We start from the raw sequence: 22,107 nt of genomic DNA on the forward strand, positions 1-22,107 counted from the left end.
CCACCGGGCGCCGCATCCGGCGTGCGCCGTTCGGGGGAAGTGCGGCGCGCCCGGAAGGTGCGTACGGAGTGCGCGGGCGCGCTCCGACGCTCCGGGGCGCACGCCCACGCGCCGCCGTTCCGAGAGCTCAGCCCTCGGGAGGGGCGCCGTCCTCGGGGAAGCTCAGCTCCTCGGGAAAGGCTCAGTCCTCGGGGCAGCTCAGCCTTCGGCCACGAACGTCCGGGCGGCCTTGTCGTGCCAGCACTGCCGCCACGGCCGGTCGACCAGGCACCACAGGACGTTGACCACGCCGACGGCCAGCACGCCGAGCACGCCGTACACCAGCCAGCGCTTGATCGCCGAGGCGAACTCCGGGGTGTCGTGCGCCTCGATGTCCAGCACCCGCAGGCCGCAGAGCTTCTTGCCCAGCGTGTGCCCCCACTTGGCGGTGGGCAGCGCCTCGTAGAGCAGGCCGACGACCAGCAGCACGGCGATCACGATGGCGAGGTAGCCGCCGGTCGTGCCGTCGAGGAGGTAGACGGTGGTCTGCACGCCGGACTGCTTGGCGGCCTCGACCTTGCCGTCGATGTGGTCGGCCGCCATGCCCCACAGCGGTACGGCGACCCCGGCGAGCAGCGCGCACAGCACGACCGTGTCGATCAGCCGGGCGGCGATCCGGCGGCCGAGCGAGGCGGGCCGCCCTTCCTGTGCGGACTGCGCGAAGGGGTTGTCGGCCGGCGGCTTCCAGGGGATGACGCCTTCGGCTGCGGCACCCTGCTGCGCGGCCGACGGGCCGGACTGCTGCGGGTAGCCGTAGCCGCTCTGCTGCGCGGCGGGGCCGGGCTGCGGGTAGCCGTAACCACCCTGCTGCGCGGCGGGGCCGGCCTGCGGATAGCCGTAACCACTCTGCTGCGGACCCGGTGTCGCGGGGCCGGCCTGCTGCGGATAGCCGTAACCGCCCTGGCCGGGGACGCCGGGGGCGCCCTGCTGCGGATAGCCGTAGGAGGGCGCCGAGGGCTGGGCCCGGTCGGCGGGACCCTGCGTGGCGGGGGGCTGGGCGGCCGGGGAGCCGGTCGCCGGGCGGGGCTCGCCGCGGTCCAGGCGGATCGCCATCGTGCCGTCGGCCCGGCCCGTGTCGGGCGCCGCCGTGCCCGACTGCTCCCCCGCGGTCCCGCCGGTGCCCATCGCGCGGATGGCCATGGTGCCGTCGGCCGGGACGGCGGGCTGCGCGGTGTGCGCGGCCGGCCGCTCGGTCCCGGCGGGGGTGGCCTCGGAACCTTCCTGCTCCGCTCCGGCCGGCGCGCCGTCGCCCCAGGGCTGGGCTTCGGCGGGAGAACCCGGCGCCGCGCCCTCGCGCTGCGGGGGGACCGAGCCCCAGGAGACCCGGCGGTCCTGCTCGCCGCCGAAGCCCTCCTGGTGGGCGGTGTCGGCCTGCCACGCGGCGGCCGAGCCGGGGCTGTTGCCGTGCAGCCGGCTCGGGCCGTCCCGGTCCGCGGTCGCCACGTCCACCTCGCCGCGCTCGCGCACGGCGAGGGCGTCGCTCTCGGCCTCTCCGTCGACCTGCCCGGAGTTCTCCTCCTCGTCGAAGAAGACCGGGCCGGTCTCCTCGGCGGCGGAGGGCTGCGCGGTGGACGGGGCGGAGGCGGCGCCCGGCGGCGGGGCCGGCATCGCCTCACCCTCGGCGGGTGCCGGTCGGCTGGTGCCGGGCACCCAGGAGGCGCCGTTCCAGTACCGGATGTAGCCGGGGATGGACGGATCCGGGTAGTAGCCGGGGGTGGGGCTGCCGCCGGCGGATCCTGACGAAGGCGCGCTCATGTCCAAAATCCCGTATCTGTGCTCGGCCTGCTGGGGGCGGGTGGGGCTAGTGCAGTCTGCCGCAACGCAGCGTCCACATCTATCAGACGGGGGGTGGTCGCCGGGTATGTCCCGGCTCCGCACCCCTCGGAAGGGGGGTCCGAAAAAAGTTGTACGAAGTCGCGTAATGGTCCGGGAGCTACGGCCTCTATCCCTGTGCGGGCAGTTGCTCACGGGGTGCCCGCACCGGAACATAGAGAGGCGTGACTCATGCACACCGTGGTGGAACGAGAGCTGGAACTGGGTCTGGTGCTGTCGCCGGAGCGCAGCGTCGCGGTGCCCGCCCGGCTCACCTACCGGACCGACGACCCCTACGCCGTACACGTCGCCTTCCACATCGGATCCGACTCCCCCGTCAACTGGACGTTCGCCCGCGAGTTGCTGGTGGAGGGGGTGTTCCGGCCGTGCGGGCACGGCGACGTGCGGGTGTGGCCGACCAAGGTCGAGGGCCGCAGCCTGGTCTGCATGGCGCTCAGTTCGCCGGACGGGGACGCGCTGCTGGAGGCGCCGGCCACCGCGGTGTCGGCCTGGCTGGAGCGGACCCTGCGGCTGGTGCCGCCGGGCACCGAGGAGGAGCACCTCGGCATCGACAAAGGGCTGAGGGAGCTGCTGGCGCCGGCCGCGCGGGACGAGCTGTGGCTGGGTGACGCGTGGCCGTCGGACGAGTCGCCGGAGAACGGCGCCTAGGTGTATTGACCCGCAGGCCGCACCCCGATGTCGATGGAATGTTCACCCGCCTCGGGGCGTTGCCGCGACCATGACCGAGACGTACTACACGCACGGCAGCCCCGCCGAGCGCTGGGACCGTGCGGGACTCTTCTTCGACGCCAAGGACTACATCACCGCGGCGCACATCCTCGAAGGGCTCGTCGACGAGGTCCCCGAGCAGGTCGCGCCGCGGCTGCTGCTGGCCCGCGCCTACTACCACTCCGCGCAGCTGTGGCGCGCGGAGACGGAGCTGCGCGCGGTCCTGGAGCGGGACCCGGTCGAGAGCTACGCCCAGCTGATGCTGGGCCGCACCCTCCAGCGCCAGGGGCGCGCCGAGGAGGCCACCCGCTACCTGCGGATCGCCGCCGCCATGACCGGCGAAGCGGATTCCATCTGAGCCGTGGGGGCCACCCGGCCCCCCTACGGCCGCGCCCCGGCCGTAGCCGCCGGAGTCGCCGGGATCCTCGTTGTCGTCGCTCAGGCGGCCCAGCCCACGGGCGCCGTACAACCTGCTGAGCAGGGCCTCAGCCTCGATAGGCCTCCAGCAGCCGCAGCCACACCTCGCTGATCGTCGGGTATGCGGGCACCGCGTGCCACAGCCGGGACAGCGGCACCTCGGCGGCCACCGCGACGGTCGCCGAATGCAGCAGCTCACCGATGCCGGGGCCGACGAACGTCGCGCCGAGCACCACCTCGCGGTCCAGGTCGACGACCATCCGCGCCCGGCCGCGGTAGCCGTCGGCGTACAGGCTCGCGCCCGCCACGCCGCCCAGGTCGACGTCGACGCTGCGGACGCGGTACCCCGCGCGCTCGGCCTCCTCGGTGGTCAGCCCGGCCGAGGCCGCCTCGGGGTCGGTGAAGACGACCTGCGGGACGGCGGCGGTGTCGGCCGTCGCGGCGTGCGCGCCCCAGCGGCCGGTGTCGAGCTTCGACGCGCCCCGGGCGCGGGCCGCGATGGCGGCGCCCGCGATCCGGGCCTGGTACTTGCCCTGGTGGGTGAGGAGGGCCCGGTGGTTGACGTCGCCGACCGCGTACAGCCAGCCCCCCTCGACCGCCGTCACCAGGCAGCTGTCGTCGACCTCCAGCCAGCTGCCCGGCTCCAGGCCCACGGTCTCCAGGCCCAGGTCGTCCGTGCGCGGCGCGCGTCCGGTGGCGAAGAGCACCTCGTCGGCCTCGATCCGCTCGCCGCCGCCCAGGGTGAGGGTGACCGGGCCGTCCGGGTCGGCGCGGCGCACCTCTTCGACGGAGGTGTTCCAGCGGAGGTCGGCGCCGCCCTCGGCCAGGGACTCGGCGACCAGTTCGCCGGCGAACGGCTCCATGCGGGCCAGCAGCGAGGAGCCCCGTACGAGCATCGTGACGCGGGAGCCGAGCGCCTGGAAGGCGGTCGCCATCTCCACGGCGACCACACCGCCGCCGACCACCGCGAGCCGGCCCGGCACCGTCTGCGCGCTGGTCGCCTCGCGGCTGGTCCACGGGCGCGCGGTGGCCAGACCCGGCAGGTCCGGGAGCGCCGCGCTGCTGCCCGTACAGACCGCGACGGCGTGCCGGGCGATCAGCTCGGGGCCGCCGTCGACGGTCACCCGCTTGGGGCCCGCCAGCCGGCCCTTGCCCCGTACGAAGTCGATGCCGGCCGAGTCCAGCCAGTCGACCTGGCCGTCGTCCTTCCAGTGCGAGGTGAAGGCGTCGCGGCGGGCGAACACGGCACGGGCGTCGAGCGGTCCGCCCGCGGCCTCGGGCAGCCCGGGGACCCGGCGGGCGTCGGCGCGCGCGGCGACCGGGCGCAGCAGCGCCTTGGACGGCATGCACGCCCAGTACGAGCACTCACCGCCGACCAGTTCGCTCTCCACGATGACGGCGCTCAGGCCGAGGGCGTGCGCGCGGTCGGCGACGTTCTCGCCGACCGGGCCCGCGCCCAGCACCACGACGTCGTACTCACGGCTCTGCGCTGCGGGTTCTGCGGTCTGTGCCATCGGGCTCTCGCTCCCTGCGTCCGGCTGTTCCGGCGGTGGACGGTCTCGCGCCCATCCTCCGGCAGCGGGCCCGCGGGGGCCACAGGGCGGCGACACGATCCGGCCTGGCCCGGCCGGCGGGCCGGGCCGGGCCGGTCAGCGTATGCGGGCCTCGACCGCTTCCTTGGCCTCGGCCAGGCCGGCGCCCGTCAGCTCCCGGTACCGCTTGATCGCCTCGATCTTGCGGTCGCGGCGGATCAGGTCGTCGATCTCGGCCAGCTCGGGGCGGTCGTCGGCGATGCCGTGGTGCGCCAGGAGGAGGTCCAGGCGGCGCTCGGTCTCCCGCAGGCGGCGCTCCAGCCGTCTGGTGCGGCTGCCCGCGAAGCTGTTGAGCAGCAGGAGCACGAGGATGACCAGCGTCGCTCCCATCAATGCGTTGTCCATGGCAGGACTGTACGGCCTGCCACCGACAACGCCCGATCCGCGGCCGGGGCGACGGCTCAGAAGACCTTGCCCGGGTTCAACAGGCCGTGCGGGTCGAAGACCTGCTTGATGCCGCGGTGCATCTCCAGGGAGACCGGGCCCAGTTCGCGGGCCAGCCACTCCTTCTTCAGTATGCCGACGCCGTGTTCGCCGGTGATCGTGCCGCCCAGCTCCAGGCCGAGCCCCATGATCTCGTCGAAGGACTCACGGGCCCGCCGGGACTCGTCGGGGTCGGCCGCGTCGAAGCAGACGGTGGGGTGGGTGTTGCCGTCACCCGCGTGCGCGCAGACGCCGATGGTGAGGTCGTACTTCTCGGCGATGGCGGCGCAGCCGTTGAGCAGGTCGGCGAGCTTGGAGCGGGGTACGCACACGTCGTCGATCATCGTGGCCGTCTTCACCGCTTCGAGTGCGGTGAGGGTGAGCCGCCGGGCCTGCAGCAGCATGTCGGACTCGGCGGCGGTCTCGGCGGGGACGACCTCGGTGGCGCCCGCCTCCTGGCAGAGCGCGCCGACGGCGGCCAGGTCGGCGGACGGGTCCGGGGTGTCGAAGGCGGCGAGGAGCAGCGCCTCGGTGGAGTCCGGGAGGCCCATCTTCGCCATCGCGTTGACCGCGCGGATGCTCGTACGGTCCATCAGCTCCAGCAGCGAGGGCGCGTGGCCGCGGGCCATGATCTCGCAGACCGCGGCGCACGCGGCGTCGGTGGAGGGGAACTCCGCGGCCAGCGCGAGCTGCTGGGGCGGCTCGGGCTTGAGCGCGAGGACGGCTCGCACGACGATGCCGAGGCTGCCCTCGGAGCCGACGAAGAGGCGGGTCAGGTCGTAGCCGGCGACGCCCTTGGCGGTACGGCGGCCGGTCTGCAGCAGCCGGCCGTCGGCGAGCACGACGTCCAGGCCGAGCACGTACTCGGCGGTGACGCCGTACTTGACGCAGCACAGGCCGCCGGACGCGGTGCCGATGTTGCCGCCGATGGAGCACATCTCCCAGCTGGAGGGGTCCGGCGGGTAGTACAGGCCGTGCTCGTTCACGGCCCGGGAGAGGGTGGCGTTGATGACGCCGGGCTCGACGACCGCGATCCGGTCGACGGGGTTGATCTCCAGGATCCGGTCCATCTTGGTGAGGGACAGGACGATGCAGCCGTCGGAGGCGTTGGCGGCGCCCGAGAGGCCGGTGCGGGAGCCCTGGGGGACGACGGGGACGCGCAGCGCGGTGGCGGTGCGCATGACGTGCTGGACCTGCTCGACGGTGCGCGGCAGGACGACGGCCGCTGGGGTGCCCGCTTCGCAGAAGCTGGCCATGTCGTTGGCGTAGGAACCGGTGACGTCGGGATCCGTGAGGACCGCCTCTTCGGGGAGTCCGCTGCGCAGCTGTGCGATGAGGTCCATGGCGACACCTTGGCATCCGTGCGGCCTACACGGAAGATTGCGGAAGAGAGTTTCCGCTTGCGACCCGGGGGGCCGTTCCGGGCCCGGGCAGGACGCCCGGGCCCGGCGCCGCGCTCACAGGTTTCCGCGCTTCTCCTGCTCGCGCTCGATCGCCTCGAAGAGGGCCTTGAAGTTGCCCTTGCCGAAGCCCAGCGAGCCGTGCCGCTCGATCATCTCGAAGAAGACGGTCGGGCGGTCCTGGACCGGCTTGGTGAAGATCTGCAGCAGGTAGCCGTCCTCGTCCCGGTCGACGAGGATCTTCAGCTCGCGCAGCGTCTCCACCGGGACCCGGGTCTCGCCCGCCCAGTCGCCGAGCGTGTCGTAGTAGGAGTCGGGGGTGTCCAGGAACTCCACGCCGGCCGCGCGCATCGAGCGCACCGTGGCGACGATGTCGTTGGTGGCGAGCGCGATGTGCTGGACGCCGGCGCCGCCGTAGAACTCCAGGTACTCGTCGATCTGCGACTTCTTCTTCGCGATCGCGGGCTCGTTGATCGGGAACTTCACCTTGCGGGTGCCGTCGGCGACGACCTTGGACATCAGCGCGGAGTACTCGGTGGCGATGTCGTCGCCGACGAACTCCTTCATGTTGGTGAAGCCCATGACCTTGTTGTAGAAGGCCACCCACTCGTTCATCTTGCCGAGTTCGACGTTGCCGACGCAGTGGTCGATGGCCTGGAAGAACCGTTTCGCCGGGGGCTCGACGATCGGGTCGGCCGCAACGAAGCCCGGCAGGTACGGGCCGTCGTAACCGGACCGCTCGACCAGGGTGTGCCGGGTCTTGCCGTACGTCGCGATGACCGCGCGCACGACCGTGCCGTGCTCGTCCTTGGCCTCGTACGGCTCCTCGATGCCCCGCGCACCGTGCTCGACCGCGTACGCGTAGGCCGCGCGGGCGTCGGGGACCTCGATGGCCAGGTCGATCACGCCGTCACCGTGGGCCGCGACGTGGTCGGCGAGGAAGCGGCCCCACTCGGTCGACGGCTTGATGACGGAGGTGAAGACGAAGCGGGCGCCGCCGGACTCCAGGACGTAGGAGGCGGTCTCGCGACTGCCGTTCTCCGGGCCCGAGTAGGCGACCCGCTTCATGCCGAAGGCGGTGGCGTAGTAGTGCGCGGCCTGCTTGGCGTTGCCGACGGCGAAGACGACGGCGTCCATCCCCTTCACCGGGAAGGGGTCCGCCTGCGCTGCCGTACCGGGTGAATGATCGACGGTCTCAGTCATGGCGGCAGGCTCTCTCCGATCCACAAGGTGCGCAATAGTTTGCGATTCGACTGGACAACATGACCGGCGACTCACCGGTATCGTCGGGCGATCTGTACATCCTGACCACCGTCACCCCCAAAGAAAGGCGGCACATGGCGATCGACCGGCTGGACGGGCGGCTCATCGAACTGCTCGCGGCGGAGCCGCGCATCGGCGTGCTGGAGGCGTCCCGCCGGCTGGGCGTCGCGCGCGGCACGGTGCAGGCGCGGCTGGACCGGCTTCAGTCGAATGGAGTGATCCGGGGATTCGGGCCCGATGTGGATCCGGCGGCGCTGGGCTACCCGGTGACCGCTTTTGCCACGCTCGAGATCAAACAGGGTCAAGGCGCCGACGTTCGTAATCATTTGGCAACCGTCCCTGAGGTGCTTGAGCTGCATACAACGACGGGACATGGGGACATGCTCTGCAGATTGGTTGCACGTTCCAACGCCGATCTGCAACGTGTCATCGACCGGGTTGTCGGCTTTGATGGCATTATGCGGGCTTCAACTGCGATTGTCATGGAGAATCCGGTTCGCCTGCGCATCATCCCCCTGGTGCAACAGGCGTCGGGGGACTGACCGAGGAGACCCCGAGTGAGCTTCTGGGAGTACGTCGCAGGCCGGCACACCCAGCTGCTGATCGATACGTATCAGCACGCCAGCGCGGTGTTCCAATGCATGGTTCTCGCCACCCTCATCGGGGTGCTCGTCGGCGTGCTCACCTATCGCAGCGAGTGGGTCGGCAACCTCGCCACCGCCACGACGGCCACGATCCTGACCATCCCCTCACTCGCCATGATCGGCCTGCTCATCCCCATCGTCGGCCTGGGCGTCGCGCCCACGGTCGTCGCCCTCACCCTCTACGGACTGCTGCCGATCGTCCGGAACGCCGTCGTCGGCCTGCGCGGGGTGGACCCCACGCTGGTCGACGCGGCGAAGGGCATCGGCATGTCCCGGGTCGCCCGGCTGGTCAAGGTGGAACTGCCGCTCGCCTGGCCGCCCATCCTGACCGGCATCCGGGTCGCCACCCAGATGCTGATGGGAATCGCCGCGATCGCCGCGTTCGCCTCGGGCCCCGGCCTCGGCAACGAGATCTTCCGCGGCATCGCCTCCCTGGGCAGCGCCAACGCGCTGAACCAGGTCCTCGCGGGGACCCTCGGCATCGTGATCCTCGCGCTCCTCTTCGACGCCGCGTACGTCCTCATCGGACGCCTGACCATCCCCAGGGGGATCCGTGCCTGAGCAGACCACCACGGGCGCCGCCATCCAGTTGGAGAACCTCACCAAGCGCTATCCCGGCGGCGCGGTCCCGGCAGTGGACAACGTGACCATGGACATCAAGGCCGGCGAGATCGTGATCCTCGTCGGGCCCTCCGGGTGCGGCAAGTCCACCACCCTGAAGATGATCAACCGGCTGATCGAGCCCACCGCGGGCCGCATCACCATCGGCGACGAGGACGTCACGAACATCGACCCCGTGCGGCTGCGCCGCAAGGTCGGCTACGCCATCCAGTCCTCCGGCCTCTTCCCGCACATGACGGTGGCGCAGAACATCGCGCTGGTACCGAAGATGGTGGGCTGGTCCCGGGGGAAGATCAAGAACCGGGTCGAGGAGATGCTGGACCTGGTCGGCCTGGACCCGCGCGAGTTCCACGGCCGCTACCCCCGCCAGCTCTCCGGCGGCCAGCAGCAGCGCGTCGGCGTGGCCCGCGCGCTCGCCGCCGACCCGCCCGTCCTCCTGATGGACGAACCCTTCGGCGCGGTCGACCCGATCACCCGCGACCACCTCCAGGACGAGCTGATCCGGCTCCAGCACGAGCTGCACAAGACCATCGTCTTCGTCACCCACGACTTCGACGAGGCCATCAAGCTCGGCGACCGGATCGCCGTCCTGCGCGAGCGCTCGCACATCGCCCAGTTCGACACCCCCGAGGCCATCCTCACCAACCCCACCGACGACTTCGTCTCCGGCTTCGTCGGCGCGGGCGCGGCCCTGAAGCGCCTGAACCTCACCCGCGTCCGCGACGTGGAGATCGTCGACTTCCCCACCGCGACCGTCGAGGACCCGCTGCAGTCCATCTTCGACAAGCTGCGCGAAGGCGCCGCCAACGAACTGCTGCTGCTGGACCGGCACAACCGGCCGTACAAGTGGCTGCGCCGCGGCGACCTCACGCTCGCCAAAGGCTCGCTCGCCCGGGCCGGCACGCTCGTGCACGACACCGTCACCCGCGACGCCACGCTGCGGGACGCGCTGGAGGCCGTCCTCACCGACAACACAGGCCGCGTCGCGGTCACCGGGCGGCGCGGCGAGTACACCGGCGTCGTCGACATGGAGACGCTGATGAACAACGTGCACGAGCTGCTGGAGGCGGACCGGATGGAGGCCATCGAGCACCGGCACGAGCTGGCGGAACAGCGCGCCCAGCAGACCCACCGCGAGCAGGAGGGCATCGACACCTCCCACGGGGCCTCGGCGTGAGCCCGCGCGAGGAGCAGCACCGGCAGGACGAGCGGCCGCCGGGCGAGCACGAGGTCGGAGGCCTGGCCTTCCGGGACGAGGTACGCGGCGGCGAGCGCGAGGAGGAGCCGCCCGCGCCGCCGTCCCGGCAGCAGCGCCGGATCACCTGGCAGAAGGCGACCTTCCTGCCGTTCGTGTTGCTCGTGGCACTGCTCGCCACCTGGCTGTGGTTCCGCGGCGCGCGCCTGGACTCCATCGCCCACCAGGCGGTCGACGACGGCAAGGTGTGGATGGCGCTGCGCCAGCACATCTACCTCACCGCGGTCTCCACCTTCTTCGTACTGATCATCGCGATCCCGCTGGGCATCGCGCTGACCCGGGCGAAGCTGCGGAAGGCGACCCCGGTGGCGGTGGGCGTGGCCAACCTCGGCCAGGCCGTCCCGGCCCTGGGTCTGCTGGTGCTGCTGGTCATCTGGCTGGGCGTGGGCGCGAAGGCCGCGATCATCGGCATGATCATCTACGCGGTGCTGCCCGTACTTGCCAACACCATCGCCGGACTCCAGGCCATCGACCCCACCCTCACCGAGGCCGCCCGCGGCGTCGGCATGTCGCCGATGGGCGTACTCACCAAGGTCGAGCTGCCGCTGGCGGTACCGCTGATCCTGGCCGGTGTGCGCAACGCGCTGGTCCTGAACGTCGGCACCGCCACCCTTGCCACCTTCGGCGGCGGCGGGGGCCTGGGCGACCTGATCTCGGCCGGCATCGTGACCCAGCGCATGCCGGTCCTGATCCTGGGTTCCGTACTGACCGTGGCGCTCGCCCTGCTGGTCGACTGGCTGGCATCGCTCGCCGAACTGCTGCTGCGGCCGCGCGGCCTGGAGGGGACGACCTGATGGGGAACCGGCGTACGTACCGGACGACCGCGCTCGCGGCGGCCGGCACGCTGCTCGCGGCGCTCGCGCTCGGCGGCTGCGGCCTGGTCAGCGGCAGCCCGATGACCGACGACGTCAAGCCCGGCAAGGACGCGGGCTATCAGGGGCAGCCGCTGAAGGGCGCGGAGCTGACCGTGACGTCCAAGGAGTTCACCGAGCAGATCGTGCTCGGCCAGATCATGGGCCTGGCCCTGAAGGCGGCCGGCGCCACGGTCGTGGACAAGACCAACATCCAGGGGTCGATCGGCGCCCGCGAGGCGGTGACCTCCGGCACGGCCGACGGCAGTTACGAGTACACCGGCACGAGCTGGATCACCTACCTCGGCAACACCGAGCCCATCCCCGACGAGCGCAAGCAGTGGGAGGCGGTGAAGGCCGCCGACAAGAAGAAGGACCTGGTCTGGCTCCCGTACTCGGAGCTGAACAACACCTACGCGCTGGCGCTCAAGCCGTCCGACCAGAAGAAGTACGGCGTCTCCGACCTCTCGGACCTGGCCGGGCTGCTGAAGAAGAACCCGGACGCGGTCACGCTGTGCGTGGAGAACGAGTTCGCCACCCGCAACGACGGCCTGCCCGGCATGGTCAAGAAGTACGGACTGAAGATCCCGTCGGGGAACGTGAAGCGGATGTCGGCCGGCGTCATCTACACCCAGGTCAAGAAGGGCGGCATCTGCACCTTCGGCGAGGTCTACACGACCGACGGGCGCATCCAGGCGATGGGCCTGAAGACGCTCGCGGACGACAAGCACTTCTTCCCGAACTACAACGTGGCGCCGCAGATGTACGCGCCGACGATGAAGAAGTACCCGGCCATCGCCGACGTGCTCGATCCGATCACCAAGGCGCTGAACAACAAGACGGCGCAGCGGCTCAACGGCAAGGTCGACGTGGACGGCGAGGACCCGCACCAGGTCGCGAAGGACTGGCTGGTGCAGGAGGGCTTCATCAAGGCGAAGGGCTGAGCCGTCGCGAGCGGGGCGGGGGTGCCCGGCCGCATCGGCTCCGGTCGGCCGGGTGCGCAACCGGTCGGCCGGGGCCGGAGCCGGTCGGGCCGGGGCCGCAGCCGGTCGGCCGGGCCTCAGGTCAGCAGCTGGGCACCTTGCCGCCGGAGTTCAGGGCCTTGAGCGCGTCCACCGCGCCGGTCAGCGTGGTGACCGGGATCAGCCGCATGTCCTTGGACAGCTCGGCCTGCGCGTCGGAGCACTCGTCCCGCGGCACGAGGAAGAACTTCGCACCTTCGCGGTGTGCGGCCTGCGTCTTGAGCGCCACGCCGCCGACCGGACCGACCTTGCCGTCGGTGGTGATCGTGCCGGTGCCGGCGACGGAGTGGCCGCCGGTCAGGTCGTGGCCCGCGCCGTCCCCGTCGATGGTGTCGATGATGCCGAGCGTGAACATCAGCCCGGCGCTCGGGCCGCCCACGTCCGCCAGCTCCAAATCGACCTGCACGTCCTTCGGGGAGCGGTGCAGGTAGCGCAGCGCAGCGCCGACCGCCGCGTCCTGCGACTGCTTCATCTGGGTCGCGTTGTGCTTCGCCACCTCTTCGGTGTTGTCGCCGACCGGGTACACCGTGTCGCGCGGCATCACGGCCTCGTCCCGCCGGAACCAGGCCTTGAGTACCTGCGGCAGGTGCGCGGAGACCTGGGGGCCGGTGGCGACGATGGCCGTCATCCGCAGCTCACCGCTGGTCTTGCGGGCCTTGGCGCCGTGGACGGTGATGACCGGTTCGCCCTTGTGCTCGCCGAGGACGTTCGCGGCCGGCCCCGGATAGGCGATCGAGAACGGCAGCGGCGCGAAGGCCGCGACGGCGAGGAGCGCGATGACGAGGGCGGAGCAGACCGCCAGGGTGCGGGCGCGAGAAGACACCCCGCCACCCTAGATGACCTCCGTACGGAAGATCCCACCGAGCCGCGCTCCGGAAGCAGCGGGAAACCTCCCGGCCCGCTACCGCAGCGCCTCGGCGACCTCCTTGGCCGCCGCCACCACCCGGGCACCGACCCGCTCGGGCACGGTGTCGGCGAGCAGCACCACACCGACGCTGCCCTCGATGCCGCTCACCCCGAGCAGCGGCGCGGCGGCCCCGCTCGCCCCGGCCTCCAGCTCGCCGTGGGTCAGCGCGAGCCCGTCGCCCTCCGTGCAGCCCTGGCGGGCGTGCAGGATGGCGCGGCCGGCGGCCCCGCGGTCCAGCGGATGCCGGAACCCGGCCCGGTACGCGACGTGGTAGTCCGTCCAGGTCGGCTCCACGACGGCGACGGCCAGCGCTTCGGTGCCGTCGACGAGCGTGAGGTGGGCGGTGGCGCCGAGGTCCTCGGCCAGCGAGCGCAGCGCCGGTAGCGCCGCCTCGCGCACCAGGGGGTGCACCTGCCGACCCAGGCGCAGGACGCCCAGGCCGACCCGGGCCCGGCCGCCGATGTCGCGGCGGACCAGCGCGTGCTGTTCCAGGGTGGCCAGCAGTCGGTAGACCACGGTCCGGTTCACCCCGAGCTTGTGGGAGAGCTCGGTGACGGTGAGGCCGTGGTCGGTGTCGGCGAGCAGCTTGAGGACACGCAGTCCTCGGTCGAGCGTCTGGGAGGTCTCCGCGGTCACGACGCCTCCTCCTCGGGTGGGTGGCGGCTCTAGGGGGAGGTAGCGCCGCCGGTCCCACGGCAGCGCTGACGAGGCCGCCGGTCAGTGGCACCGGCTGCGCTCCGCGGCGGCGCTGCCACGGGGCGTGTTCGTGACTGGGGACAGTAGCGATCCAGTCCGGTGAGCGGAAGAGTCCGTCCAGAATCCGGTCGTCACTGCCCGCTCTATCCCCATTGATCCTGCCGTAACGGCACTGGGTGCCGGGAAAAAGGGAGGCGCCGCAGGAAGAAGGGAGGGCGGCCCCCGCCCGGGGACCGCCCTGCACCACCCGCGTACGCGCGGCGCACCTCAGCGCATCCGCGTGGCCCACTCCTGGACCTTCTTGATCCGCTCCCGGATCTGCCCGGCCGTGGCCTCCGCGCTCGGCGGCCCGCCGCACACCCGGCGCAGCTCGTTGTGGATCACGCCGTGCGGCTTGCCGCTCTGGTGGACGTACGCACTGACCAGCGTGTTCAACTGCTTCCGCAGCTCCAGCAGTTCCTTGTGCGTGACCACGGGGCGCCGCTCGGCCGGCAGCTCCAGCAGGTCCGCCTCCTCGGCGGGCCGCTTCTTGCTGTGCGCGATCTGCCGGGCCTGCCGCTTCTGGAGCAGCATCTGCACCTGGTCCGGTTCCAGCAGGCCGGGGATGCCGAGGTAGTCCTGCTCCTCTTCGCTTCCCGCGTGCGCCTGCATGCCGAACTCGGCGCTGTTGTAGAGCACCCGGTCGAAGACCGCGTCGGACTCCAGCGCCTCGAAGGAGAACTGCTCCTGCTCGCCGGTGTCCTCGTCCTGCTCCTTGTTCGCCTCGTCCATCTCCTTCTCGGACTCGGCGTACGGGTCGTCCTCGCTGTCCTTCTTCGGCTTGTCGAGCACGTGGTCGCGCTCGACCTCCATCTCGTTCGCGAAGCCGAGCAGCATGGGCACGGTCGGCAGGAAGACCGAGGCCGTCTCGCCGCGCCGCCGGGACCGTACGAAGCGACCCACGGCCTGCGCGAAGAACAGCGGCGTGGAGATCGTCGTGGCGTACACGCCGACCGCGAGCCGCGGCACGTCGACGCCCTCCGACACCATCCGGACCGCGACCATCCAGCGGTCGTCGGAGTGCGAGAAGTCGTCGATACGCTTCGAGGCGCCGGTGTCGTCGGAGAGGACGAGCGTCGCCTTGTGCCCCGTTATCTCCCGGATCAGCTTCGCGTACGCGCGCGCCTGCTCCTGGTCGGACGCGATGACGAGCGCGCCCGCGTCCGGAATGGACTTCCGGACCTCCGTCAGCCGCTGGTCCGCAGCGCGCAGCACATTCGGCATCCACTCACCGCGCGGGTCCAGCGCGGTGCGCCACGCCTGCGAGACGGCGTCCTTGGTCATCGGCTCGCCCAGCCGCGCCGCGATCTCGTCACCGGCCTTGGTCCGCCAGCGCATGTTGCCGCTGTACGACATGAAGATCACTGGCCGGACAACACCATCCGCCAGCGCGTTCCCGTAGCCGTACGTGTAATCCGCCGAGCTGCGCCGGATGCCGTCGTTGCCCTCCTCGTACGTCACGAAGGGGATCGGGTTGGTGTCCGACCGGAAGGGCGTACCGGTCAGCGCGAGCCGCCGGGTCGCCGGCTCGAACGCCTCCTGGCACGCCTCGCCCCACGACCGGGAGTCACCGGCATGGTGGATCTCGTCGAGGATCACGAGAGTCTTGCGCTGCTCGACGCGGTTGCGGTGCAGCATCGGCCGGACGCCGACACCCGCGTACGTCACGGCGACACCGTGGTACTCGCGACTCAGCGGCCCGGCGCTGTACTCCGGGTCCAGCTTGATGCCCAGCCGGGCCGCCGCCTCCGCCCACTGCTTCTTCAGGTGCTCGGTGGGCGCGACCACGGTGACCTGCTGCACGACGTGGTGGTGCAGCAGCCATGAGGCGAGGGTGAGCGCGAAGGTGGTCTTACCCGCGCCGGGGGTCGCGACCGCGAGGAAGTCCCGCGGCTGGGTCTCGATGTACTTGTCCATCGCACCCTGCTGCCAGGCGCGCAGCTTGTTCGCGGTACCCCAGGGGGCCCGTCCCGGAAAGGCCGGGGACAGGTGCTGGTTGTTCATGGCGCTGGTGGTAGTACTCACGGTCTCCGTCGGCTGGCTCGGCGATCGGCAACCGCGTCAGGGTACCCGTGCCGCCCGGCCGGTCGCGGAATTCCGGCCGGACGGCGGAGCGGGTGCGACTCAGCTCACACCGCCGACCCGGAGCTCACACCGCCGATCCGGGGGCGGAGCCGGCCGCAGCGCCGGCCTCCGGCGGCGCGATGCCCTGCCGGGAGAGGCAGGGCATCGCGCACCGCACTCTCAGCCGTCCGGCCTGGTCCGGAAGACCGCGCGGGTCGTGCGCGGCCGCCCCTCGTGCGGATGGTTGCGGATCTCCACGTTGCAGTCCGACGCCGCCGAGTGATCGCCTCTGGTTCGCGTCGCTGTGCGTTGCGCGACCAGGGCCGCGCAGACTCCGCAGTCGTCTCCGGGTAACGCGTCCTCGCCGGGTGGGCCCAGAGTGACGGGCTCTCCTTGAGTGGATCGGTTCATACTGCCGATCGTCCCGGCCCACGCCGGTCACTGCGACGACGGACCGGACGTCGCTCAGGCGTCACCCACAGGGCGTCAAATGGGTGTCATTACCCAGGCGGCCGGGTCTATGGTGCCTCGTATGACGACTGCCGTGCAGGTACCGAACGATGCCTTGCGGGCCGTGCGTATCGGTCTGCGGATGAGCCAGGAGGACCTGGCCAAGGCCCTTCGGCGCGTAGGCGAGGAACTGGGCGAGCCCAACGAGGCCAGCAAGCGACTCGTCCAGCGGTGGGAGGCGGGGGTCAGTCGCTCACCCCGGCCGGTGTACGCCCGTGCCCTGGAACAGGTGACGGGACGCCCGATCGAAGCCCTGGGATTCGCCCTGCCCGTACCCATGGCACGTGTCCACGACGACGGCTCCGGAGGACACGACATGGACGCCAGTTCCGAGGGTGTGGCTCCGGCATCCGGAACACCACAGACAGCCACGCAGTCCACAGCCGAGAACTTCAGCGGGGTATGGCTGTCCAGATACGAGTTCTACTCGTCGGGCCGGGACGAGACCTACGAAGGCAGGCACTATGTCGTGCTCGTGCAGCACGGCAACCGGCTGACCGGGCGAAGCCTGCCGGGAGCGTCGTCCAACCCCGACAGCCCACTGTCCCTGGAACTGACCGTCGACAGAAACGTCGTCACAGGCTCGTGGACGGAGCAGACGGCAAGCGACGGCTACTACCAGGGCGCCCGGTACCACGGAGCGATACAGATGCTGGTGGAGCCGACCGGCCGCAGGATGGCCGGGAAGTGGGCCGGGTTCGGCAAGGACTTCGACGTCAACACGGGGCCGTGGGAGCTGCGACTCATGGACACCTCGACCAGTAAGGCGACGCTGGAGCGCTACAGCACTCAACCGCGTTGAGCGCGCCCGGACCTGCACCGCGGAAGCGCCGACGGCCACGTGCACCCGCCGGACCCGCTGCTCCGGTCGACGGCACACGATCCGGCAAGCTGTCGCCATGCCCACATACCGCTCGTACGACGACGCCGAACTCCACTACCGCACGCTCGGCCCGGCCGACTCCGGGCTCCCGCCCCTGGTCTGCCTGGCCGGTGGTCCGGCGCGCGACGCCGCCTACCTCGGCGATCTGGGCGGCCTCGACGCGGACCGCCGGCTCATCGTCCCGGACAGCCGCGGCACCGGCGACTCCCCCGCCGCCGAGGACCCGGCCGCGTACGCCTTCCCCCGGCTCGCCGAGGACCTCGAAGCGCTCCGCACCCACCTCGGCCTGGAACGCTTCGCCCTCCTCGCGCACAGCGCCGCCGCGGCCACCGCCCAGGCCTACGCCGCCGCCCACCCCGACCGGCTCAGCCGCCTCGTCCTCGTCTGCCCCGGCTCCCGCCTCCAGGGCGAACTCCCCGACGACGCCCGGCAGATCTTCGAGTCCCGCGCTCACGAGGAGTGGTGGCCGGACGCCTCCGTCGCCGTCCAGCGGCTCGCCGAGACCGGCGACATGGACGAGGTACGCGAACTCCTCCAGCGCGCCGCCCCGCTGGCCTACGCCCACTGGGACGAGCCTCAGCGCGCCCACGCCGCCACCGAGAGCGGCCAGCTCAACCCCGTCCCCCGCGCCGGCTTCTGGCAGTCCGTCGACGACCGCGCCCGCGAAACCCTGCTGACGGCCCTCCGCGACGTCACCTGCCCCGTCCTCGTCGTCACCGGCGACCGCGACGCCCTCTCCGGCATGCGCGCCGGCGAACTGGTCGCCGCCTCCTTCCCGCACGCCCAGCTCCGCCCCCTCCACCTGGTCGGCCACTACCCCTGGATCGACGACCCCGACCGCTTCCGCCCCCTGCTCGACACCTTCCTCCGCACAGGCGAGACCCCCCTCTCCTGACCCGTTCACCCAGCTCGTTCGCGAGCACGGTGGCCGGGGCACGAGCGCGGTCCGGGACCGGCGCACGGAGCCGCCCTCCGCCGCAAGGCCGCACACGCGCCAGAGCCCCCGCCCGCAGCCGGCTCCAGCGGTGGCCGGTCCGCGCCGCCGGGCCCGGGAACAGGGCGCGCACCGCGCCTCCGGACGCACACACGGCGCTCCGCCCCGCTGCTTTCGCCCGCTCCACCACGCGATCCGGATGACGCCTTTTCCCCTGAAATGCCCCGTCCTGCCGGCCCTAGCGTGGCCTCTCACCGGGGAACGTCCCCGGTCGCGACGCGAAAGGGCACGGCCTTGGCGAACGCAAGCTTTCCCGCGGAGTCCCGGATCTCCCGGAACATGGCCTGGACCTCCGGAAACGGCAGCACCCTCCTGCGGCTCCAGGAAGACGGCAACTTCTGCGTCTACCGCAACGGCAAGGCCGCCTGGCAGGGCGAAGGCGCCTACCCCCGTGGCGACTACGCCGTCATGCAGAACGACGGCAACCTCGTCGTCTACACCTCCGACCAGCAGCCGGTCTGGGCCTCCGAGACCCACGGCAACCCCGGCGCCGAACTCGTCGTCCAGGACGACGGCAACGTGGTCATCTACCACGAGGGCAAGGCCATCTGGCACACCAACACCGCCGGCTGACCGGGGCCCGCAGGGCCGCCGCAACCGGATTCATGAACCCCGTGTTGCAACCTTGTGGCCACCCCCGCCCGTCCCTTGCCCACTCCCCCACCCCGCGGCCTATGGTCAGGACATCGCCTCCTCCCGGCCGTGTGCCCGAGTGGTTCAGGGACTCGCCTGCAAAGCGAGTTACGCGGGTTCGATTCCCGCCACGGCCTCTGGTGCCTGTTCGTGCGGGACGGCAGGGCGGCAGCTCTTCGGAGCTGCCGCCCTGCCGCGCGTCCGGCTCGTTTTCCGCCTTCTCCCGTACCGAGCGCAGCGGCTTCGGCTGCGGGACCGGATGGAGGAGCGGGCGTCTCCCTGTCCGGGCTGATCGCGGGCGCGCGGACATGATCAGTGGGGATGCGCGGTACTCAGTGGCTGGACGAGATGCTGTCAGCCGTGAGGAGTGTGCGATGGGTGAGACGTACGGACCCGGTGGGTCCAGCGCTGAGGCGGTGGACGGGGTCGACAAGGACGAGCTGGAGAAGGCGGACAAGGACCGTCGGGAGGCGGAGGTGGCCCAGGAGGCCGCCGGGGACGTCACCCTGCCGCCCCGGGCCGACGGGACGGCTCGGGACGGCGAGGGCGACGACAGCGGCGAGTAGCCCGCCTTCTCAGGACAGCGGGGTGAGGGCCGCCGCCTGGGGGCGGATGGGGAGGCGGCCTATCGGGCGGCCGGTGGCGGCGCGGACGGCGGAGGCCACCGCCGCCGGGGCCGCGACGACCGGGGCCGCGGAGACCGGCTTGGCGCCGAAGGGGGCCACCACGTCGCGTTCCTCGATGAGCTTGACGATGCGGATGTCGGGCGCGTCGAGGGAGGTGGGCAGGGGGTAGCCGGTCAGGTCGGGGTGGCGGACCAGGCCGCGGGTGGTGCGGAGGTTCTCCATCAGGGCCGCGCCCAGGCCCTGCGTGACGCCGGCCTCGATGCGGGCGCGGAGCTGGGCGGGGTTCAGTACCCGGCCGACGTCCTGGGCGACGGACAGCTCGACGACGCGGATCGTGCCCAGCTCGATGTCCACGTCGGCGACGCAGCGGATCGCGCAGAAGGCGAGGCCCACGAAGGCGTCGCCCTGTCCGGTGTCGTCCAGCGGCTCGGTGGGGTGCGGGCGGCACTGCGCCGTGGCCCACAGTTCCTTGCCGTCCAGCGCCTCGGCGACGGTGGTGCTCAGCACGCCGTCGTACGAGGTGATCTTCCCGTCGGCGATCTGGAGCAGCTCGGTGGACATGCCGAACTTGTGGGCGAGGGGCTGGAGGAGCTGCGTGCGGACCATCTTGGCCGCGCGCTCGACCGCTCCGCCCGAGACCCAGGTGTGCCGGCTGTGGCAGGCAGCGCCGGCCGGCGGCTGGTCGGTGTCGACCGCCGCGACGTGCACCTCTTCGACGCCGAGCGTCTCCTGGACGATCTGGCGCGCGAGGGTGGAGAAGCCGGAGCCGGTCTCCACCGCGGCGCAGATGACCGTCGCCACCGAGCCGCTGACCTTGACCGTGGCCGTGGAGACCTCGTCCGCGCCCTCCGCGCCGAGCATGTGCACCATGCCGATGCCGTACCCGACCCCGCGGCGCACCGCGGACGGGTCCCCCGCGCCCTCGGGGCCGCCCGGCAGCAGCCACTCCTCCTGCGGCGCGTCCTTGGGCAGGTCGGGCAGCGGGGCGTCCTTGACGGCCTGGAGGAGCTCGGCGACCGGCGCGGGGCAGGTGACGGTCTGGGAGGTCGGCAGGATGTCGCCGGTGGCCATGGCGTTGCGCAGCCGGAGCTCGGCCGGGTCCAGCCCCAGCTTCGCCGCCAGCTTGTCCATCTGGCCCTCGTACGCGGCGCACACCTGCATCGCGCCCTCGCCTCGCAGGTGTCCGGCGGGCGGGTTGTTCGTACGCACCGCCCAGCCCTCTACGAAGGCGTGCGGGACGACGTACGGGCCGCAGGCGAAGGAGACGGCGGCGGCCAGCGCGTCGGCCGAGGTGTCGGCGTACGCGCCCGCGTCCATCAGGATCTGCGCCTCGACCTTCACCAACGTGCCCTCGGCGTCGGCGTGGTGGCGGTACCGGAGGATCGTCGGGTGCCGGTGGGCGTGCGAGAGGAAGGACTCCTCGCGGGTCGCGGCCAGCTTGACCGGGCAGCCGGTACGGAGGGCCAGCATGCCCAGCGGGAGCTGGATGCCCGGGTCCTCGCGGTCGGCGGTCGCGCCGGGCACGCCGGTCACCACCACCTTGACCTTGTCCTGGGGCAGTCCGAAGCAGGCGGCGGCCAGGTCGCGGTCGGTGTGCGGGTCGGTGGCGGCGGTGTAGATCTCCACGCCGCCGTCGGGGCGGGGCACGGCGAGCCCGGCCTCGGCCCCGATGGGTGCCGGGTCCTGGCGGCCGATCCGGTACAGCCCTTCGACGACGACCTCGCCGGTCGCCTCGGGGTCCCCGAAGCGCAGCGGGATGTGGCGCACGAGGTTGCCGTCCGGGTGCAACGGCTCGGCCTCGAAGGCCAGCTGCGGGTCGGTGACCGGCTCCAGCACCTCGTACTCGACGGCGATGGCGGCGGCCGCGAGGCGGGCGGTGTCGGGGTGGTCGGCGGCGATCGCGGCGATCGGCTCGCCGTGGTGGCGCACCTCGTCCTTGGCGAAGACCGGCCGGTCGGGCGTGCCGCGCCCGTGCCCGGCGTCCCCGGGGACGTCCTCGTGCGTGACGACGGCCCGCACGCCCGGCATCTCGGCGGCGTGCTTGGTGTCGATCGAGAGGATGCGGGCGCGGGGGTGCGGGGAACGCAGGATCGCGGCCCAGAGCAGCCCCTCGGCCCACAGGTCGGCCGCGTACGGGAAGGTGCCCTGGGTCTTGGCCGGGGCGTCGGCCGAGGGCAGCGATACGCCCAGTCCGTGCGGCGCCGGTTCGGCTTCGGTGGTGGCCGGGGCGGTGCCCGGCGCGGCGGTGACGGTCACGGCGCCGGCGCCCTCGTGCGTGCCGGTCATGCGAGGCCTCCCGAGTGCGGGTCGGCCCCCGGGCCCTGGGTGTTCGGGTCGTGGGGGTGGTGGGGACGGCGGTGCGCGGAGGGGTCGGGGTGCGGGTCCAGGTCCTCGACCAGCGCGTCCTGGCCCCCGAGGGCGTCGCGGCCGTAGGAATCGTGTCCGGCGAGCGCGTCGCGGCCGTAGGAGTCGTGCCCGGCGAGCGCGTCCCGGCCGTAGGAGTCGTGCGTGGCGTACGGGTCGCCGTTGTACGCGGGGTCGGCCCCGGCGTACGCGTCGGCGCTGCCGTACGGGTCGCCGGTGAATCCGGGCGTGGCGTACTGGTCGGCGGTGGGCACGCCTTCCGCGTACGTGCCGCCGGCGTCGGGGTAGCCGCCCTCGGGATAACCGCCCTCGGCGTACGGGGC

At 72.1% G+C, this 22,107-nt stretch carries 20 protein-coding genes and 1 tRNA gene; 12 read left to right on the plus strand and 9 right to left on the minus strand.

Annotated elements, in window-relative coordinates; translation table 11 throughout:
* Positions 1-198: 198 nt before the first annotated feature.
* Positions 199-1,794, minus strand: coding sequence for an RDD family protein (locus IF20_RS22705; RefSeq protein WP_052867083.1), 1,596 nt, complete (start codon positions 1,792-1,794; stop codon positions 199-201).
* 249 nt (positions 1,795-2,043) lie between these two features.
* On the opposite strand from IF20_RS22705, the gene IF20_RS22710 reads away from it, so the two are divergent.
* Together IF20_RS22710 and IF20_RS22715 are read left to right on the plus strand one after the other, a co-directional pair.
* Complete coding sequence (locus IF20_RS22710; protein ID WP_052867084.1) at positions 2,044-2,520, plus strand: SsgA family sporulation/cell division regulator; 477 nt, start codon at positions 2,044-2,046, stop codon at positions 2,518-2,520.
* A 70-nt stretch (positions 2,521-2,590) separates the two neighbouring features.
* On the plus strand, positions 2,591-2,938 hold the full coding sequence (locus tag IF20_RS22715; RefSeq protein WP_052867085.1) for a tetratricopeptide repeat protein: 348 nt from the start codon (positions 2,591-2,593) through the stop codon (positions 2,936-2,938).
* 127 nt (positions 2,939-3,065) lie between these two features.
* Here IF20_RS22715 and IF20_RS22720 read toward each other — a convergent pair whose 3' ends face one another.
* The 4 genes from IF20_RS22720 to hppD all read right to left on the minus strand — a co-directional run bounded on the left by IF20_RS22720 (position 3,066) and on the right by hppD (position 7,615).
* Positions 3,066-4,511, minus strand: a complete 1,446-nt coding sequence (locus IF20_RS22720; protein ID WP_052867086.1) for a dihydrolipoyl dehydrogenase family protein — start codon at positions 4,509-4,511, stop codon at positions 3,066-3,068.
* A 135-nt stretch (positions 4,512-4,646) separates the two neighbouring features.
* Positions 4,647-4,934, minus strand: a complete 288-nt coding sequence (locus IF20_RS22725; protein ID WP_052867087.1) for a ribosomal protein L7/L12 — start codon at positions 4,932-4,934, stop codon at positions 4,647-4,649.
* Positions 4,935-4,990: 56 nt separating this feature from the next.
* Complete coding sequence (locus IF20_RS22730; RefSeq protein ID WP_052867088.1) at positions 4,991-6,355, minus strand: FAD-binding oxidoreductase; 1,365 nt, start codon at positions 6,353-6,355, stop codon at positions 4,991-4,993.
* A gap of 114 nt (positions 6,356-6,469) precedes the next feature.
* The gene (hppD, locus tag IF20_RS22735; RefSeq protein ID WP_052867089.1) at positions 6,470-7,615 is read right to left on the minus strand and encodes a 4-hydroxyphenylpyruvate dioxygenase; all 1,146 of its coding nucleotides are present in this window, start codon (positions 7,613-7,615) and stop codon (positions 6,470-6,472) included.
* A gap of 134 nt (positions 7,616-7,749) precedes the next feature.
* Here hppD and IF20_RS22740 point away from each other — a divergent pair, with 134 nt between their 5' ends.
* From IF20_RS22740 to IF20_RS22760, 5 genes are read left to right on the plus strand one after another with little or no spacing between them, the layout of a single operon-like run.
* Positions 7,750-8,217, plus strand: coding sequence for an Lrp/AsnC family transcriptional regulator (locus tag IF20_RS22740; protein WP_030614406.1), 468 nt, complete (start codon positions 7,750-7,752; stop codon positions 8,215-8,217).
* A 15-nt stretch (positions 8,218-8,232) separates the two neighbouring features.
* Positions 8,233-8,880: an ABC transporter permease gene (locus tag IF20_RS22745; RefSeq protein WP_052867090.1), complete on the plus strand. Its 648-nt coding sequence runs from the start codon at positions 8,233-8,235 to the stop codon at positions 8,878-8,880.
* Complete coding sequence (locus IF20_RS22750; protein WP_052867091.1) at positions 8,873-10,117, plus strand: ABC transporter ATP-binding protein; 1,245 nt, start codon at positions 8,873-8,875, stop codon at positions 10,115-10,117. Before IF20_RS22745 ends, IF20_RS22750 begins: the two co-directional genes overlap by 8 nt.
* Positions 10,114-10,989 (plus strand): ABC transporter permease, encoded by an 876-nt coding sequence (locus IF20_RS22755; RefSeq protein WP_052867092.1) that lies wholly within the window; start codon positions 10,114-10,116, stop codon positions 10,987-10,989. The genes IF20_RS22750 and IF20_RS22755 overlap by 4 nt, the downstream gene beginning before the upstream one ends.
* Positions 10,989-11,990 (plus strand): glycine betaine ABC transporter substrate-binding protein, encoded by a 1,002-nt coding sequence (locus tag IF20_RS22760; protein ID WP_052867093.1) that lies wholly within the window; start codon positions 10,989-10,991, stop codon positions 11,988-11,990. Before IF20_RS22755 ends, IF20_RS22760 begins: the two co-directional genes overlap by 1 nt.
* Positions 11,991-12,111: 121 nt before the next feature.
* On the opposite strand, the gene IF20_RS22765 is transcribed toward IF20_RS22760, so the two are convergent.
* From IF20_RS22765 to IF20_RS22775, 3 genes are all read right to left on the minus strand, one after another.
* Positions 12,112-12,891, minus strand: coding sequence for a YlbL family protein (locus tag IF20_RS22765; protein ID WP_052867094.1), 780 nt, complete (start codon positions 12,889-12,891; stop codon positions 12,112-12,114).
* Positions 12,892-12,969: 78 nt separating this feature from the next.
* Positions 12,970-13,611, minus strand: a complete 642-nt coding sequence (locus IF20_RS22770; protein WP_052867095.1) for an IclR family transcriptional regulator — start codon at positions 13,609-13,611, stop codon at positions 12,970-12,972.
* A gap of 327 nt (positions 13,612-13,938) precedes the next feature.
* The gene (locus IF20_RS22775) at positions 13,939-15,714 is read right to left on the minus strand and encodes a DEAD/DEAH box helicase (RefSeq protein ID WP_052867096.1); all 1,776 of its coding nucleotides are present in this window, start codon (positions 15,712-15,714) and stop codon (positions 13,939-13,941) included.
* Between the two features lie 592 nt (positions 15,715-16,306).
* Here IF20_RS22775 and IF20_RS22780 point away from each other — a divergent pair.
* The 5 genes from IF20_RS22780 (at position 16,307) to IF20_RS22800 (ending at position 19,360) form a co-directional block, all read left to right on the plus strand.
* Positions 16,307-17,086 (plus strand): helix-turn-helix domain-containing protein, encoded by a 780-nt coding sequence (locus tag IF20_RS22780; protein ID WP_052867097.1) that lies wholly within the window; start codon positions 16,307-16,309, stop codon positions 17,084-17,086.
* 97 nt (positions 17,087-17,183) lie between these two features.
* Positions 17,184-18,062: an alpha/beta fold hydrolase gene (locus IF20_RS22785; RefSeq protein ID WP_052867098.1), complete on the plus strand. Its 879-nt coding sequence runs from the start codon at positions 17,184-17,186 to the stop codon at positions 18,060-18,062.
* A 333-nt stretch (positions 18,063-18,395) separates the two neighbouring features.
* Positions 18,396-18,734 (plus strand): hypothetical protein, encoded by a 339-nt coding sequence (locus IF20_RS22790; RefSeq protein WP_234426775.1) that lies wholly within the window; start codon positions 18,396-18,398, stop codon positions 18,732-18,734.
* A 125-nt stretch (positions 18,735-18,859) separates the two neighbouring features.
* Positions 18,860-18,931, plus strand: a tRNA-Cys gene (locus IF20_RS22795).
* Positions 18,932-19,168: 237 nt separating this feature from the next.
* Positions 19,169-19,360: a hypothetical protein gene (locus IF20_RS22800; protein ID WP_052867100.1), complete on the plus strand. Its 192-nt coding sequence runs from the start codon at positions 19,169-19,171 to the stop codon at positions 19,358-19,360.
* A 9-nt stretch (positions 19,361-19,369) separates the two neighbouring features.
* Here the strand turns inward: IF20_RS22800 and IF20_RS22805 are convergent, their stop codons facing one another.
* Entirely contained in the window at positions 19,370-21,706 is a 2,337-nt protein-coding gene (locus tag IF20_RS22805; protein WP_052867101.1) for a xanthine dehydrogenase family protein molybdopterin-binding subunit, read from the minus strand.
* Positions 21,707-22,107 lie beyond the last annotated feature (401 nt).

This window comes from Streptomyces niger (assembly GCF_000718305.1).
GTDB classification, from domain to species: domain Bacteria; phylum Actinomycetota; class Actinomycetes; order Streptomycetales; family Streptomycetaceae; genus Streptomyces; species Streptomyces niger.